Source organism: Ruegeria sp. TM1040, from assembly GCF_000014065.1.
In the GTDB taxonomy this organism is placed as follows: Bacteria; Pseudomonadota; Alphaproteobacteria; order Rhodobacterales; family Rhodobacteraceae; genus Epibacterium.
Genome location: NC_008044.1, coordinates 3,074,520 through 3,088,023 on the forward strand (window position 1 = coordinate 3,074,520; position 13,504 = coordinate 3,088,023).

The window sequence follows — 13,504 nt, forward strand, 5'->3', positions numbered from 1 at the left end:
GTCAGTAATGGACAAATACCCGGATCAAAAGCGCGCAGTGCAGTTTCTTTATCCGCCGATCGAGCCTTTCGATCAGCGCATGCTGGATGTGGGGCAAGGTCACAGGATCTACATGGAGCAATGCGGAAATCCCGATGGGGTGCCGGTCATTGTCTGCCATGGCGGCCCCGGTGGTGGTACCAGCCCGGCGATGCGTCGGTATTTTGATCCAAAGGTCTATCGTATCATTCTGTTTGATCAGCGTGGGTGCGGTCGCTCCAGACCTTATGCGTCCTGCGAAGACAACACGACATGGCATCTGGTCGCGGATATGGAACTGATCCGCGAGCTTTTGGAGATCGACTCTTGGATGCTGTTTGGCGGCAGCTGGGGTGCAACATTGGCGCTGATCTATGCGCAGACTCATCCTGAGCGCACAACGCAGTTGATCCTGCGCGGGGTGTTCTTGATGACCGAAGCTGAACTCGACTGGTTCTATGGTGGGGGTGCAGGGAAATTCTGGCCGGAAACCTGGGCCAAGTTCACCGATCTCGTGCCCAAGGACGAACGGGACGATCTGATTGCGGCTTACCACAAGCGGCTGTTCTCTGGTGATCGCGACGAGGAAATCCGCTTTGGTCGTGCTTGGTCGGCCTGGGAAAATGCCTTGGCGTCGGTTTATTCCAACGGTTTGTCGGGTGAGAGTCCTGGAGATTACGCGCGGGCTTTTGCGCGGCTTGAGAACCACTATTTCTCCAATGGTGGCTTCCTGCATATGGATGGACAGATCCTTGCCAACATGGGGCGCATTGCCCACATCCCTGGCGTGATCGTGCAGGGGCGGTATGATATGATTTGCCCGCCGCAAGCGGCCTACAGCATTCATCAGGCTTGGCCGAACTCCGATCTGATCATGGTACGAAACGCGGGACACGCGCTTTCGGAGCCGGGAATCAGCGCGGCTTTGGTCAGATGTATGGATCAGCTGGCAGAGGAAATGACCCAATGAAGCGCCTGGATCGTCGTGCTTTGTTTGCAAGCGGTGCGGCTGCGGCTTTGTTGGCAGCAACCGGCGCGGGGCTTGCGCAGACGCCGCGTCGGGGTGGGACACTGCGGATTGCGATCCCGCGTGAAGATGCGTTTCTGGCGCGGCTTGCGCGCGCGGCCGTTTACGACCAACTGACAGAGGTAGCCCCCGATGGTGTGCTGCGTGCAGAGCTTGCATCCGCATGGCGCAGTGATGAGACGGCGCGGCATTGGAAACTCAATTTGCGTACAGATATCCCGTTTCACGACGGACGAATGATGACCGGCGCAGATGTCATTGCCTCCCTTGAGGCGCATCTGAAGTCGGGCGCCCTCCGGCTGGAAGGGGTGAAAAATCTCGATCTCTCGTCAGACGGGGCAGTCGTCATTGATCTCGCGGAGAGCAATCCTCATCTGCCGTATCGGTTGGCGGATACTGGTTTGGTGATTGCGCCGGATGGTGCTGTTGATGCTGTGCTGGGCGATCTGAATGGGACGGGTCTCTATCAGGTGGACCGCGCGCAGGAAGATCGTCATTTCCGAGCGCGCCGGGTGGCGCAGAACTACCGCGATGAGGTCGCGGGCTGGCTCGATGCGCTGGACCTGATCGTTATTCCCGATGCGCAAGTGCGGGCCGAGGCACTGCGCGATGGCTTTGTGGACGTCGCAGCCTTGCCAACGGCGGAAGGGCTCCAGGGGCGGTTTCAATTCTATCCGTCCGATCAGGAGATCGCCCTGGCCGCGGCAGAGCATGTGGCCCTGCCGTCGCGCATTTCGTCGCGCGCGCCCCTTGATGACCACCGCATTGCGGAACGGTGGTGGATGGTGTGATTCGACAGCATCCAGACTGATCGTCTGCGCTGCGTGACGTGACACCGGTGCTGACATACAACCCTGTGAAGCGGCGGCAAAACCTTGGCGCTTTTGCTCCGATTTAGGAAAGGCTTGCCAAACGCGGCGCACGCGCGTATATCCTCGCACAACAGCGGCGCGTCGGGCTCTGGTCTTGAGGCACCTTTGATTGATTTCGACGGGCCGCGGCCCGTTTTTTTGTGTTTGGAGGTCAGATGACCAACGACCTGATTGCCAAAGCTGCGATTGACCGTCGCCTGGCCGAGATCATCACCCCGGTGATCGAGGATCTGGGTTACGAGCTGGTCCGTATCCGGCTGATGTCTGGCAAAACCACGACGCTGCAGATCATGGCAGATCGCCCCGATGGGGGGATCGAGGTTGATGATTGTGCCGCGATCTCAAACGCTGTGAGCGCCACACTCGACGTCGAAGATCCGATCCTTGACGCCTACACGCTTGAGGTGTCGAGCCCCGGAATTGACCGGCCGCTGACGCGTCTCAAGGACTTCGACATGTTCGAAGGCTACGAGGCCAAGCTGGAGACCGCAGATCTCATCGACGGCCGTCGCCGCTTTAAGGGCGAGCTGGCAGGCATCGAGGACGACGAAGTACTCATCAATATTGAGGAACACGGCGAGACCGTGACCATCGGTCTCAAATTCGACTGGCTGAGCGATGCAAAGCTGGTGCTGACCGATGACCTGATCAAGGAAATGCTGCGCCAGCGGAAGGCCGCTGGTGTTCTGAACGAAGACGCCTTTGACGACATCGAGACCGAAGGGTCCGCAGAAGGGACCACAGGGTCCGAAGAGGAGAACAAGTAATGGCTATCACCTCTGCAAACCAGCTGGAGCTGTTGCAAACCGCCGAGGCCGTGGCGCGTGAGAAAATGATCGATCCCGGTCTGGTGGTCGAAGCGATGGAAGAATCCCTCGCCCGCGCCGCCAAGAGCCGCTACGGCAGCGAGATGGACATTCGTGTCTCCATTGACCGCAAGACCGGTAAGGCGACTTTCACTCGTGTGCGCACCGTGGTCGAAGACGAAGAGCTCGAAAACTACCAGTCCGAGCTGACCGTCGCGCAGGCCAAGCAGTATATGGAAGACCCCAAGGTCGGCGACACCATCGTTGATGAGGTTCCCCCGGTCGAGATGGGCCGGATCGCGGCACAATCCGCCAAGCAGGTGATCCTGCAGAAAGTGCGCGAAGCAGAGCGGGATCGTCAGTACGAAGAGTTCAAGGATCGCAACGGCACCATCATCAATGGCGTCGTCAAGCGAGAGGAATACGGCAACGTCATCGTCGATATCGGATCTGGCGAAGGCATTCTGCGTCGCAACGAGAAAATCGGCCGTGAGAGCTATCGCCCGAACGACCGTATTCGCTGCTTCATCAAGGACGTACGCCGCGAACCCCGTGGCCCGCAGATCTTCCTCAGCCGCACCGCGCCGGAGTTCATGGCCGAGCTCTTCAAGATGGAAGTGCCTGAAATCTATGACGGCATCATCGAGATCAAGGCTGTGGCCCGTGACCCCGGTTCGCGTGCAAAGATCGCTGTTGTGTCCTATGACGGGTCGATCGATCCGGTTGGCGCCTGTGTCGGTATGCGTGGCTCCCGCGTGCAGGCGGTCGTGAACGAACTGCAGGGCGAAAAGATCGACATCATCCCTTGGAACGAAGATCAGCCGACCTTCCTTGTGAACGCGCTGCAGCCCGCAGAGGTCTCCAAGGTTGTCTTGGACGAAGAAGCCGGCAAGATCGAAGTGGTTGTGCCCGACGAGCAGCTTTCTCTGGCGATTGGCCGTCGCGGTCAGAACGTACGTCTGGCGTCTCAGCTGACCAACCTCGACATCGACATCATGACGGAAGAGGAAGAATCCGCACGCCGTCAGAAGGAATTCGAGGCGCGCACCGCACTGTTCATGGAAACGCTCGATCTCGACGAGTTCTTTGCACAGCTTCTGGTTTCTGAAGGCTTCACCAACCTCGAAGAGGTCGCCTATGTCGAACTCGACGAACTCTTGGTGATCGATGGCGTCGACGAAGGCACCGCCGAAGAACTGCAGGCCCGCGCGCGCGATTATCTCGAAGCCAAGGCCAAGGCCGCGCTCGACAACGCCCGCAGCATGGGCGTCGAGGACAGCCTTATTGACTTTGACGGCCTGACACCCCAGATGGTTGAGGCACTGGCGAAGGATGATGTGAAATCGCTTGAAGACTTCGCAACCTGTGCGGACTGGGAGCTTGCGGGTGGCTGGACCACCGTCAACGGCGAGCGTGTCAAGGATGAAGGGATTCTCGAGCCCTTCGATGTGAGCCTCGAAGAGGCGCAAAATCTGGTGATGACGGCGCGGATTATGCTCGGCTGGGTCGACCCGGCAGAACTTGAATCCGATGCTGATGATCTCGAGGAAGAAGCCGAAGGGGAAGCGGAAGCCTGACCTGCTTCCCAAACTCCCAGGAGATGTGAATGACCCGTGGTGGTGCAGAAAAATCCCGTAACGACGGGCCGGAACGTAAATGTCTCGCCACCGGCGAGACACAGCCCAAGGCTGGGTTGGTCCGTTTCGTGCTGGGGCCTGACAATCAGGTCTACCCGGATGTGATGGGTAAACTGCCGGGACGCGGTGTTTACATCTCAGCCACGCGTTCTGCGCTGGAACAGGCGGTAAAGAAGAAACTCTTTGCCCGCGGTTTCAAGGCGCAGGTCGCGGTTCGGGATGATCTGGCCGACGAGGTGGAGCGCCAAGTGTTGCGCCGCACTGTCGACCTGATCAGACTGGCTCGAAAGTCGGGCGACGCCGTGGGTGGCTATGAGAAGGTCAAGGATTGGTTGGACAAGGAAGAGGCGCGGGTTTTGATCCAAGCCTCTGATGGGTCCGGGCGAGGAAAGTCGAAACTGAGCACGCCGCATCGCGGAAAATACATCGGATGCATGACGGCAGACGAGCTTGGGATGGCTTTTGGGCGTGAAACTGTCATACATGCCGCGCTCGCCTCTGGTGGACTCAGCCAACGTGTTGTAGAGGAAGCCCAGCGATTGCAGGGTTTGCGCGAAATGGGCGGCATCGGCCGCACGGAAGGATAAAGAGCTTTATGAGCGATAGTGACGGCAAAAAGACATTGGGTCTTCGTGGTAGCGGGTCTCGGCCCGGCAATGTGAAACAGAGCTTCAGCCACGGTCGGACCAAGAATGTTGTGGTGGAAACCAAGCGCAAGCGCGTGGTTGTCCCCAAGCCGGGCGCAGGCAAAGGCGGCGCCGGTGGCGTTGCTGCCGGCGATGCTTCGCGGCGCCCTGCTGGTATTTCTGATGCGGAAATGGACCGCCGCCTGAAGGCGCTTCAGGCAGCCAAGGCCCGTGAGGCCGAAGAGGCCGCCCAGCGTGAGGCCGAGGAAAAAGCCCGCGCCGAAGAGCGTGAGCGCCGCCGTGCCGAACAAGAGGCCAAGGAGCGTGAACAGCGCGAGGCCGAAGAAAAGGCACGTCAAAAGGCCGAAGAAGAAGAGCGCAAGCGCCAGGAAGAAGCAGAAGCCGCCAAGAAGCGCGCCGCTGCTGACAAGGCCGCTGCTGCCGCACCCAAGTCTGACGCAGGCGTTGCGCCTGCGCGTCCGGCTCCTGGTGGGGCGCCGAAACCTGCCGCTGGCCCGCGCAAGGCCGAGCGTGAACGCGAAGAGCGCGGTCGTGGTGCCAAGGGCCGCAATGATGGTGGTCGCCGCTCCGGCAAACTGACCCTGAGCCAGGCCACCGGTGGCGAAGGCGGGCGTCAGCGCTCTGTCGCGTCCATGAAGCGCAAGCAAGAGCGTGCGCGTCAAAAAGCCATGGGTCAGGTCGAACGCGAAAAGATCATTCGTGACGTCCAGCTGCCCGAAGCCATCGTGGTGTCGGAGCTGGCCAACCGTATGGCAGAACGTGTGGCTGACGTTGTGAAGGCGCTCATGAACATGGGCATGATGGTGACGCAGAATCAGACCATCGATGCCGATACCGCGGAACTCATCATCGAAGAATTCGGCCACAACGTGGTGCGTGTTTCCGATGCGGACGTCGAGGACGTCATCAAGGAAATCGAAGACAAAGAAGAAGATCTGCAGCCGCGTCCGCCAGTCATTACCATCATGGGTCACGTTGACCATGGGAAGACCTCGCTTCTGGATGCGATTCGCGACGCCAAGGTTGTCGCCGGCGAAGCGGGCGGGATCACCCAGCATATCGGTGCTTACCAGGTGACGACCGATAGCGGTGCGGTTCTGTCGTTCCTCGACACGCCCGGCCACGCGGCCTTCACCTCGATGCGCTCTCGTGGTGCTCAGGTAACCGACATTGTGGTGCTGGTCGTTGCCGCAGACGATTCGGTGATGCCGCAGACTGTCGAGGCGATCAACCACGCCAAGGCGGCGGGTGTGCCGATGATTGTTGCGATCAACAAGATCGACAAACCTGCTGCTGACCCGAACAAGGTGCGCGCAGAATTGCTGCAGCACGAGGTTATCGTCGAAGCGATGTCTGGTGAAGTTCAGGACGTCGAAGTCTCTGCCCACACGGGCCAGGGTCTGGATGAACTGCTTGAAGCTATCGCGCTGCAGGCGGAAATCCTCGAACTGAAAGCCAACCCGAACCGTGCAGCCCAAGGTGCTGTGATCGAAGCACAGCTCGACGTGGGTCGCGGTCCGGTCGCAACGGTTCTGGTTCAGACCGGCACGCTGCGTCAGGGCGACATCTTTGTTGTCGGTGAGCAGTACGGTAAAGTCCGTGCGCTGATCAACGACAAGGGCGAGCGCGTCAAAGAAGCTGGTCCGTCGGTTCCGGTCGAGGTTCTGGGTCTCAATGGCACGCCAGAGGCAGGTGACGTTCTCAACGTCACGGAAACCGAAGCACAGGCCCGTGAGATCGCAGAATACCGCGAGCAAGCTGCCAAGGATAAGCGTGCCGCTGCGGGTGCCGCCACCACGCTCGAACAGCTTATGCAGAAGGCCAAAGAAGACGAAAACGTCTCCGAGCTGCCGATCCTCGTCAAAGCGGACGTGCAGGGCTCTGCCGAAGCGATCGTTCAGGCGATGGAAAAGATCGGCAACGACGAGGTGCGCGTGCGCGTGCTGCACTCCGGTGTGGGCGCGATCACCGAAACCGACATTGGTCTGGCAGAAGCGTCGGGTGCTCCGGTCATGGGCTTCAACGTCCGTGCGAATGCTTCCGCGCGCAACACTGCCAACCAAAAAGGCGTGGAGATCCGCTACTACTCGGTGATCTACGACCTCGTGGATGACGTGAAAGCTGCGGCCTCGGGTCTGCTCTCGGCAGAGATCAAAGAGAACTTCATCGGTTACGCGGAAATCAAGGACGTGTTCAAAGTGTCCAACGTCGGCAAGGTCGCTGGCTGTCTGGTCACCGAAGGTGTGGCGCGCCGCTCTGCCGGTGTGCGTCTGCTGCGCGATAACGTGGTGATCCACGAAGGTACGCTGAAGACTCTCAAGCGCTTTAAGGACGAAGTTGCTGAGGTTCAATCTGGTCAGGAATGCGGTATGGCGTTTGAGAACTACGACGATATCCGGCCCAAGGATGTCATCGAGATCTTTGAGCGCGAGGAAGTCACCCGCACACTCGACTGATCTAATCTCCGGATCATCGCCAAGATAGAAAACCCCGGTCCGCTGTGGCCGGGGTTTTACGTTTCAGAGGCGAGCGCGGGATACGCGCTGTCAGCGCTGACGTCTCACGGTTGATGGCACTGGCCAGAAGATAAAAAAACCGAAGACGATGCTGCCAGCCTCGTCTCCGGTCCAAAGTTGATGGTCCCGGTTATAAAGCTGCCATAGCCGTTGAGCCGGGACCGGGTGCATTGTCTGCCCTGACAATGCAGCTGCTGATAAGTGCCCCGCGGGAAGCGGTGAACATGGTGTTCAGGCACATTTGCGGCATCAAGTTCCGGCGCTGCCACACCTGTCTCAATGCCGAAATCACGAGGGCTTTCTTGTTGTTCTGATTGATCCTGCCATCCCGGTGAAATCACCCCCAGGATGCAGGAAGGTGGTTAACAAAAGGTTTCGTCGCAAGCGAAGGGGAACAACATATGGAAAACCCCAGATCTACGCACATAGATCTGGGGCTCTGATGGAGAATTAACGATCTTGAGAGCGCTTACAGCCAGTCGCGTAGGATCGTGATCAGTGGGATATCCGCTGGCGGCATGGGGTAGTCCCGCAGCTCTTGTGGGCGCACCCATTTTAGCACCTGACCTTCACGCGCTTGCGGTATGCCCTCCCACTTGCGGCAGGCAAAGAGTGGCATCAGCAGGTGAAACTTCTCATAAGAGTGGCTGGCAAAGGTCAGAGGAGCAAGGCAGCTCGACCAGGTGTTGATCCCCAGCTCTTCTTGCAGCTCCCGGATCAGAGCGACCTCCGGAGTTTCGCCAGCTTCGACTTTGCCACCCGGAAATTCCCAGAGCCCAGCCATGGATTTGCCTTCGGGACGTTGCGCCAGAAGAATGCGCCCCTCCACATCAATTAGCGCAACGGCTGAGACCAGAACGACTTTTTTGTCAGTGCTCATGAGCGATAGTCCGCGTTGATGGTGATGTACTGATGGGTCAGATCGCAGGTCCATACGGTTGCGACACCGGTTCCGATGCCAAGATCGACCTTCAGGGTGATTTCGTCTTTCTTCATTTCTGCGGCGCCGAGGTCCTCTTTGTAAGAGGGGGCAACCCAGCCTTTTTCGGCGACCAGAACATCGCCAAACGAGATCGACAGGCGGTCGCGATCCGCTTGGGCTCCAGACTTGCCGATTGCCATGACAACGCGACCCCAGTTGGGATCCTCGCCCGCAATCGCCGTTTTGACCAATGGTGAGTTTGCAATCGCAAGCCCATGCACCTTGGCCTCGGCATCATTGGCGGCGCCGGTGATTTGGATCTCGACGAATTTGGTGGCGCCTTCGCCATCCCGCACAACCTGATGTGCAAGATCAAGCATCACTTCGCGCAGTGCCTCGCCAAAGGCCTCATTGTCTGTGGCATCCACACCAGAGGCCCCCGTGGCGCAAAGCATGAGACTGTCCGAGGTGGATGTGTCGCTGTCCACGGTGATGCAGTTGAAGGACGTCTCATTTTGCGCCGACAGCAGCGCCTGAAGCTTGTCCTGATCATAGGCAGCGTCTGTAAAAATATAGACCAACATGGTCGCCATATCCGGCGCGATCATGCCGGACCCTTTGGCGATCCCCGCGATCTGGACGGGCTTGCCGTCAATCGTGATCGTGGTTGCTGCGCCTTTCGGAAACGTATCCGTGGTCATGATCGCCTCGGCCGCATCTTTGATCGCGCTGCCCGAGAGTGCTCCGTTCAGCTCGTCCAGCTTTGTCAGGATCCGCTCATGGGGCAGGGGCTCGCCAATCACTCCGGTAGATGCGGTGAAGACACGATCCTGCGGCAGGCCCGTCGTCGCGGCCACGGCGGAGGTGATCTCCGCCACTGAGGTCTGACCGTAATGTCCCGTAAAAGCGTTCGAATTGCCAGAGTTTACAAGGATTGCGGTGCCGTGTTCGGGGTTGCTGCCCAGTTTTGCCTGACAGTCCAGAACTGGGGCTGACCGGGTTGCGGAGCGGGTAAAGACCCCGGCGACAGAGGTGCCGGGATCCATGACGGCCAACATCACATCGGTACGCCCCTGATAGCGCACTCCGGCTGCGGTGGCCGCGAAACGCAGACCACCAATTTCGGGCAGATCAGGAAATGCCGCTGGGGCAAGCGGAGAGCGGGGCAGGGATTTGGCCATTTTGGTCTTCCAGTATGAGGGAGTGGGAGAGATCAGTTCTCGATCAGGCTCATGTCACGCAGGACGGAGGGCTCGAGGTTTTCAATCTCTGGCCGATTGATTGTCGCCGTCGCGGTCAGCTGGCTGATTCGATCTTCGACCGCTTGCTGAGCGAGTTCCTGAGCGATTTCATCCCGCACGTCTTCGTATTCGGGGGCTTCAAGTTTGCGGCGATCATTCAGCTTGATGATGTGCCAGCCAAACTGGGTCTGCACCGGGCCGGATACTTCGCCAGAGCGCATGTCGGAGATGGCGGCCTCGAACTCCGGAACCATGCGACCGTTTTCAAACCAACCAAGCGCGCCACCATTCGGGCCACTGGGGCCGGTCGAGGATTCCTTGGCCAATGCAGCGAAATCCGCGCCCTCATCAAGCTGGCTCTTGATTTCCAACGCGGCTTCTTCGCTTTCTAGCAGAATGTGGGAGGCGTTGAACTCATCGCCGCCGTCGTCGCTGCTGTAACGCGCATCATAGGCATCGCGAATTGCATCCTCGGTCTGGGCTCCTTCCATGACCGCTTCGATCACATCAGACGCCAAGAGCGAGCGCTGCTCGTGTTCGACAGAGAGACGCACATATTCCGGAATGTCCCCGTGCAGCTGCTGTTTCAGCACAGTTTGCTGAATCAGCTGGTCGAGGAGGGCTTTGAACAGCAGATCATCCGGCAGGCTTTGATATTGAGCAGGCAGTTTTGCGCGCGCAACGATCATATTGCCGACGGTGATGTCTTCTCCATTGACCGTCGCAACCACCGTATTGGCGTTGAGTTCGGCAAATGCAGGTGCTGCGAGGCCGAAAGCAGTCGCAAACACGACGCCTTGCAAAAAAGTGAGACCTTTGCGCATGGAAACCTTCCTATATTCCTGCCACGGCGGGTCGTGGCGTTGACACTCATTTTCCTGCCCCTTACATCGCCATAGGGCCTGCGGCAGGACCGTCTTTCCACCTTTGTTTATGGGTTGCGAACACGGCGGGCAAGCCTGCCGCTGAACAAGGCCGTGAACTGGACTTTTGGAGCGCACATGCTGGGTATCGGAACTCTCGCCAAAAAGGTCTTCGGAACACCGAACGACCGCAAAATCAAGGCGACACGGCCGCTGATTGCAAAGATCAACGCGCTGGAGCCTGAGTTCGAGGCACTGAGCGACCAGGGCATCAAAGACAAGACCGAAGACCTGCGCAAACGGGCGCTTGCGGGTGAAAGCCTTGACGATCTGTTGCCCGAAGCCTTTGCCAACGTGCGCGAAGCAGCGCGCCGCGCCCTTGGCCTGCGGGCGTTTGACACCCAGCTGATGGGCGGAACCTTCCTGCATCAGGGCAATATCTCCGAGATGAAGACGGGTGAAGGGAAAACCCTTGTGGCGACCTTCCCAGCTTACCTCAACGCGCTGACCGGCAAAGGGGTGCATGTCGTCACGGTGAACGAATACCTCGCCAAGCGTGACAGCGAGTGGATGAGCAAGGTCTTTGGTGCTTTGGGCATGACCACCGGCGTGATCTACTCAAACCAGCCCGAGGCGGAGAAAATGGCCGCCTATCAATGTGACGTGACCTACGCCACCAACAATGAGCTTGGCTTTGATTACCTGCGCGACAACATGAAGCCCTCTCTGGACCAGGTGTTCCAGAAGCAGCACAACTTTGCGATCGTGGATGAGGTCGACTCGATCCTGATCGACGAGGCGCGCACGCCGCTGATCATTTCCGGCCCGGCCGAGGATCGTTCCGAGCTCTATGAAACCATCGACAAGCTGATCCCGACGCTGGATGAGGGTCACTATGAGATCGACGAGAAAACGCGCGGTGTGACCTTCACGGACGAGGGCAATGAATTCCTCGAAGAGTCGCTTCTGAAGGCGGGGCTGCTGGAAGAAGGGGCGAGCCTTTATGACCCCGAGAGCACGACGATTGTTCACCACGTCAACCAGGCCCTGCGGGCGCACAAGCTGTTCCAGCGCGACAAGGACTATATCGTGCGCGACGGCAATGTTGTTCTGATCGACGAATTCACGGGCCGCATGATGCCCGGTCGCCGTCTCTCCGAGGGGCTGCATCAGGCCATCGAGGCGAAGGAAGGCACAGATATCCAACCGGAAAACACCACGCTGGCGTCGGTGACCTTCCAGAACTACTTCCGCCTTTATGACAAGCTCTCTGGCATGACCGGCACGGCGATGACCGAAGCTGAAGAATTTGCCGAGATCTATGGACTGGGTGTGGTCGAGGTGCCCACGAACAGACCGATCGCGCGGATCGACGAGGACGACAAGGTCTATCGCACAGCCAACGAAAAATATGCGGCCATGATCGCGGAGACCAAGCTTGCCCATGAAAAAGGCCAGCCGGTTCTTCTCGGGACCACGTCGATTGAGAAATCCGAACTGCTCAGTCAGCTCCTTCAGCAGGAAGGCATCGAACACAACGTTCTGAACGCGCGCCACCACGAGCAAGAAGCCAAGATCGTTGCCGAGGCGGGCCGTTTGGGCGCAGTGACCATCGCCACCAACATGGCGGGGCGCGGCACCGACATTCAGCTTGGCGGCAACATTGATCTGAAGGTGATGGAGGCGCTTGAGGCCAACCCCGACGCCGACCCGGCTGTTCTGCGTGCTGAGGAAGAAGCCAAACACGCCGAGGAAAAGCAGAAAGTGCTCGAAGCGGGTGGCCTCTATGTGATGGCCTCCGAACGCCACGAAAGCCGCCGCATCGACAACCAGCTGCGCGGTCGTTCCGGACGTCAGGGGGACCCGGGCCGCACCAGTTTCTACCTTAGCCTCGAAGATGATCTGATGCGCATTTTCGGCTCCGAGCGGTTGGACAAGCTGTTGTCGGGTCTGGGCATGAAAGAAGGCGAGGCGATCATTCACCCGTGGGTGAACAAATCGCTTGAGCGCGCGCAGGCCAAGGTCGAAGGCCGTAACTTCGACATGCGCAAGAACGTGTTGAAGTTCGACGACGTGATGAATGATCAGCGTAAAGTGGTCTTTGCGCAGCGCCGCGAGATCATGGCCTCTGACGATACCCATGAGATCGTCACTGACATGCGCCATGAGGTGATCGATGATCTCATCGATATTTACATGCCGCCCAAAACCTATGCCGACCAATGGGATACCCAAGGGTTGCAGGACGACGTGCGCGAGAAGCTCAACATTGATGCTCCTGTGGTCGAATGGGCCGCAGAAGAGGGTGTCGACGACGAGCAGATCCGCGAACGTCTGGTAGAGGCCTCCGACAAGCTGATGGCCGAGAAGGTCGAAGCCTTTGGTCAGGAAGGCATGAGCAACATCGAAAAGCAGGTGCTGCTGCAGACCATCGACGCCAAATGGCGCGAACATCTGCTGACGCTCGAACATCTGCGCTCCGTTGTCGGCTTCCGGGGCTACGCCCAGCGTGATCCGCTCAACGAGTACAAGAACGAGAGCTTCCAGTTGTTTGAGTCGATGCTGGATTCCTTGCGCGAGACCGTCACCCAACAGCTTTCTCGCGTGCGTCCTCTGAGCGAAGAGGAACAGCGCGAGATGATGATGCAGATGGCGGCACGTCAGGGCATGCAGCGCGCGGCTGCGCCTGCCGCCGAGCCTGTCGAAGCGCCCAAAGAAGGATTTGTCGAGGATGACCCCTCCACCTGGGGCAACCCCTCGCGCAACGACAAGTGCCCCTGTGGATCTGGGAAAAAGTTTAAGCATTGCCACGGCCGGCTGGGTTAATACGGGCGCAGGCAATCTAATTGCCCGAAACCATTGCAGACTGTGACACTGGCCGTCTTTCTTTCCGGCCTCTGCCACAGTCTGGCCACCCTGATGGGATACGAATCCTTAACCTTTTCGGGTAAGGAG

General features: G+C 58.8%; 10 protein-coding genes. 7 read left to right on the top strand and 3 right to left on the bottom strand.

The window, feature by feature from the left end; translation table 11 throughout:
• Window positions 1-7 precede the first annotated feature (7 nt).
• The 6 genes from pip (at window position 8) to infB (ending at window position 7,463) form a co-directional block, all read left to right on the top strand.
• On the top strand, window positions 8-988 hold the full coding sequence (pip, locus tag TM1040_RS18995) for a prolyl aminopeptidase (RefSeq protein WP_011540220.1): 981 nt from the start codon (window positions 8-10) through the stop codon (window positions 986-988).
• The gene (locus TM1040_RS19000; protein ID WP_011540221.1) at window positions 985-1,836 is read left to right on the top strand and encodes an ABC transporter substrate-binding protein; all 852 of its coding nucleotides are present in this window, start codon (window positions 985-987) and stop codon (window positions 1,834-1,836) included. Before pip ends, TM1040_RS19000 begins: the two co-directional genes overlap by 4 nt.
• Before the next feature lie 236 nt (window positions 1,837-2,072).
• A complete protein-coding gene (rimP, locus tag TM1040_RS19005) occupies window positions 2,073-2,684 on the top strand; it encodes a ribosome maturation factor RimP (RefSeq protein ID WP_011540222.1) in 612 nt (203 codons plus the stop codon).
• Window positions 2,684-4,300: a transcription termination factor NusA gene (nusA, locus tag TM1040_RS19010; protein ID WP_011540223.1), complete on the top strand. Its 1,617-nt coding sequence runs from the start codon at window positions 2,684-2,686 to the stop codon at window positions 4,298-4,300. Before rimP ends, nusA begins: the two co-directional genes overlap by 1 nt.
• A 29-nt stretch (window positions 4,301-4,329) precedes the next feature.
• Complete coding sequence (locus TM1040_RS19015; RefSeq protein WP_011540224.1) at window positions 4,330-4,947, top strand: RNA-binding protein; 618 nt, start codon at window positions 4,330-4,332, stop codon at window positions 4,945-4,947.
• Window positions 4,948-4,955: 8 nt separating this feature from the next.
• Window positions 4,956-7,463: a translation initiation factor IF-2 gene (gene infB / locus TM1040_RS19020; protein WP_011540225.1), complete on the top strand. Its 2,508-nt coding sequence runs from the start codon at window positions 4,956-4,958 to the stop codon at window positions 7,461-7,463.
• 529 nt (window positions 7,464-7,992) lie between these two features.
• Here infB and mutT read toward each other — a convergent pair.
• The 3 genes from mutT to TM1040_RS19035 are packed head-to-tail and all read right to left on the bottom strand — an operon-like array spanning window position 7,993 to window position 10,510.
• A complete protein-coding gene (gene mutT, locus TM1040_RS19025; RefSeq protein WP_011540227.1) occupies window positions 7,993-8,403 on the bottom strand; it encodes an 8-oxo-dGTP diphosphatase MutT in 411 nt (136 codons plus the stop codon).
• A complete protein-coding gene (gene argJ / locus TM1040_RS19030; RefSeq protein WP_011540228.1) occupies window positions 8,400-9,626 on the bottom strand; it encodes a bifunctional glutamate N-acetyltransferase/amino-acid acetyltransferase ArgJ in 1,227 nt (408 codons plus the stop codon). Before argJ ends, mutT begins: the two co-directional genes overlap by 4 nt.
• Window positions 9,627-9,658: 32 nt before the next feature.
• The gene (locus TM1040_RS19035) at window positions 9,659-10,510 is read right to left on the bottom strand and encodes a peptidylprolyl isomerase (RefSeq protein WP_011540229.1); all 852 of its coding nucleotides are present in this window, start codon (window positions 10,508-10,510) and stop codon (window positions 9,659-9,661) included.
• A 177-nt stretch (window positions 10,511-10,687) separates the two neighbouring features.
• Here TM1040_RS19035 and secA point away from each other — a divergent pair, with 177 nt between their 5' ends.
• Window positions 10,688-13,375, top strand: a complete 2,688-nt coding sequence (gene secA, locus TM1040_RS19040) for a preprotein translocase subunit SecA (protein WP_011540230.1) — start codon at window positions 10,688-10,690, stop codon at window positions 13,373-13,375.
• The last annotated feature ends 129 nt before the right edge of the window (window positions 13,376-13,504 follow it).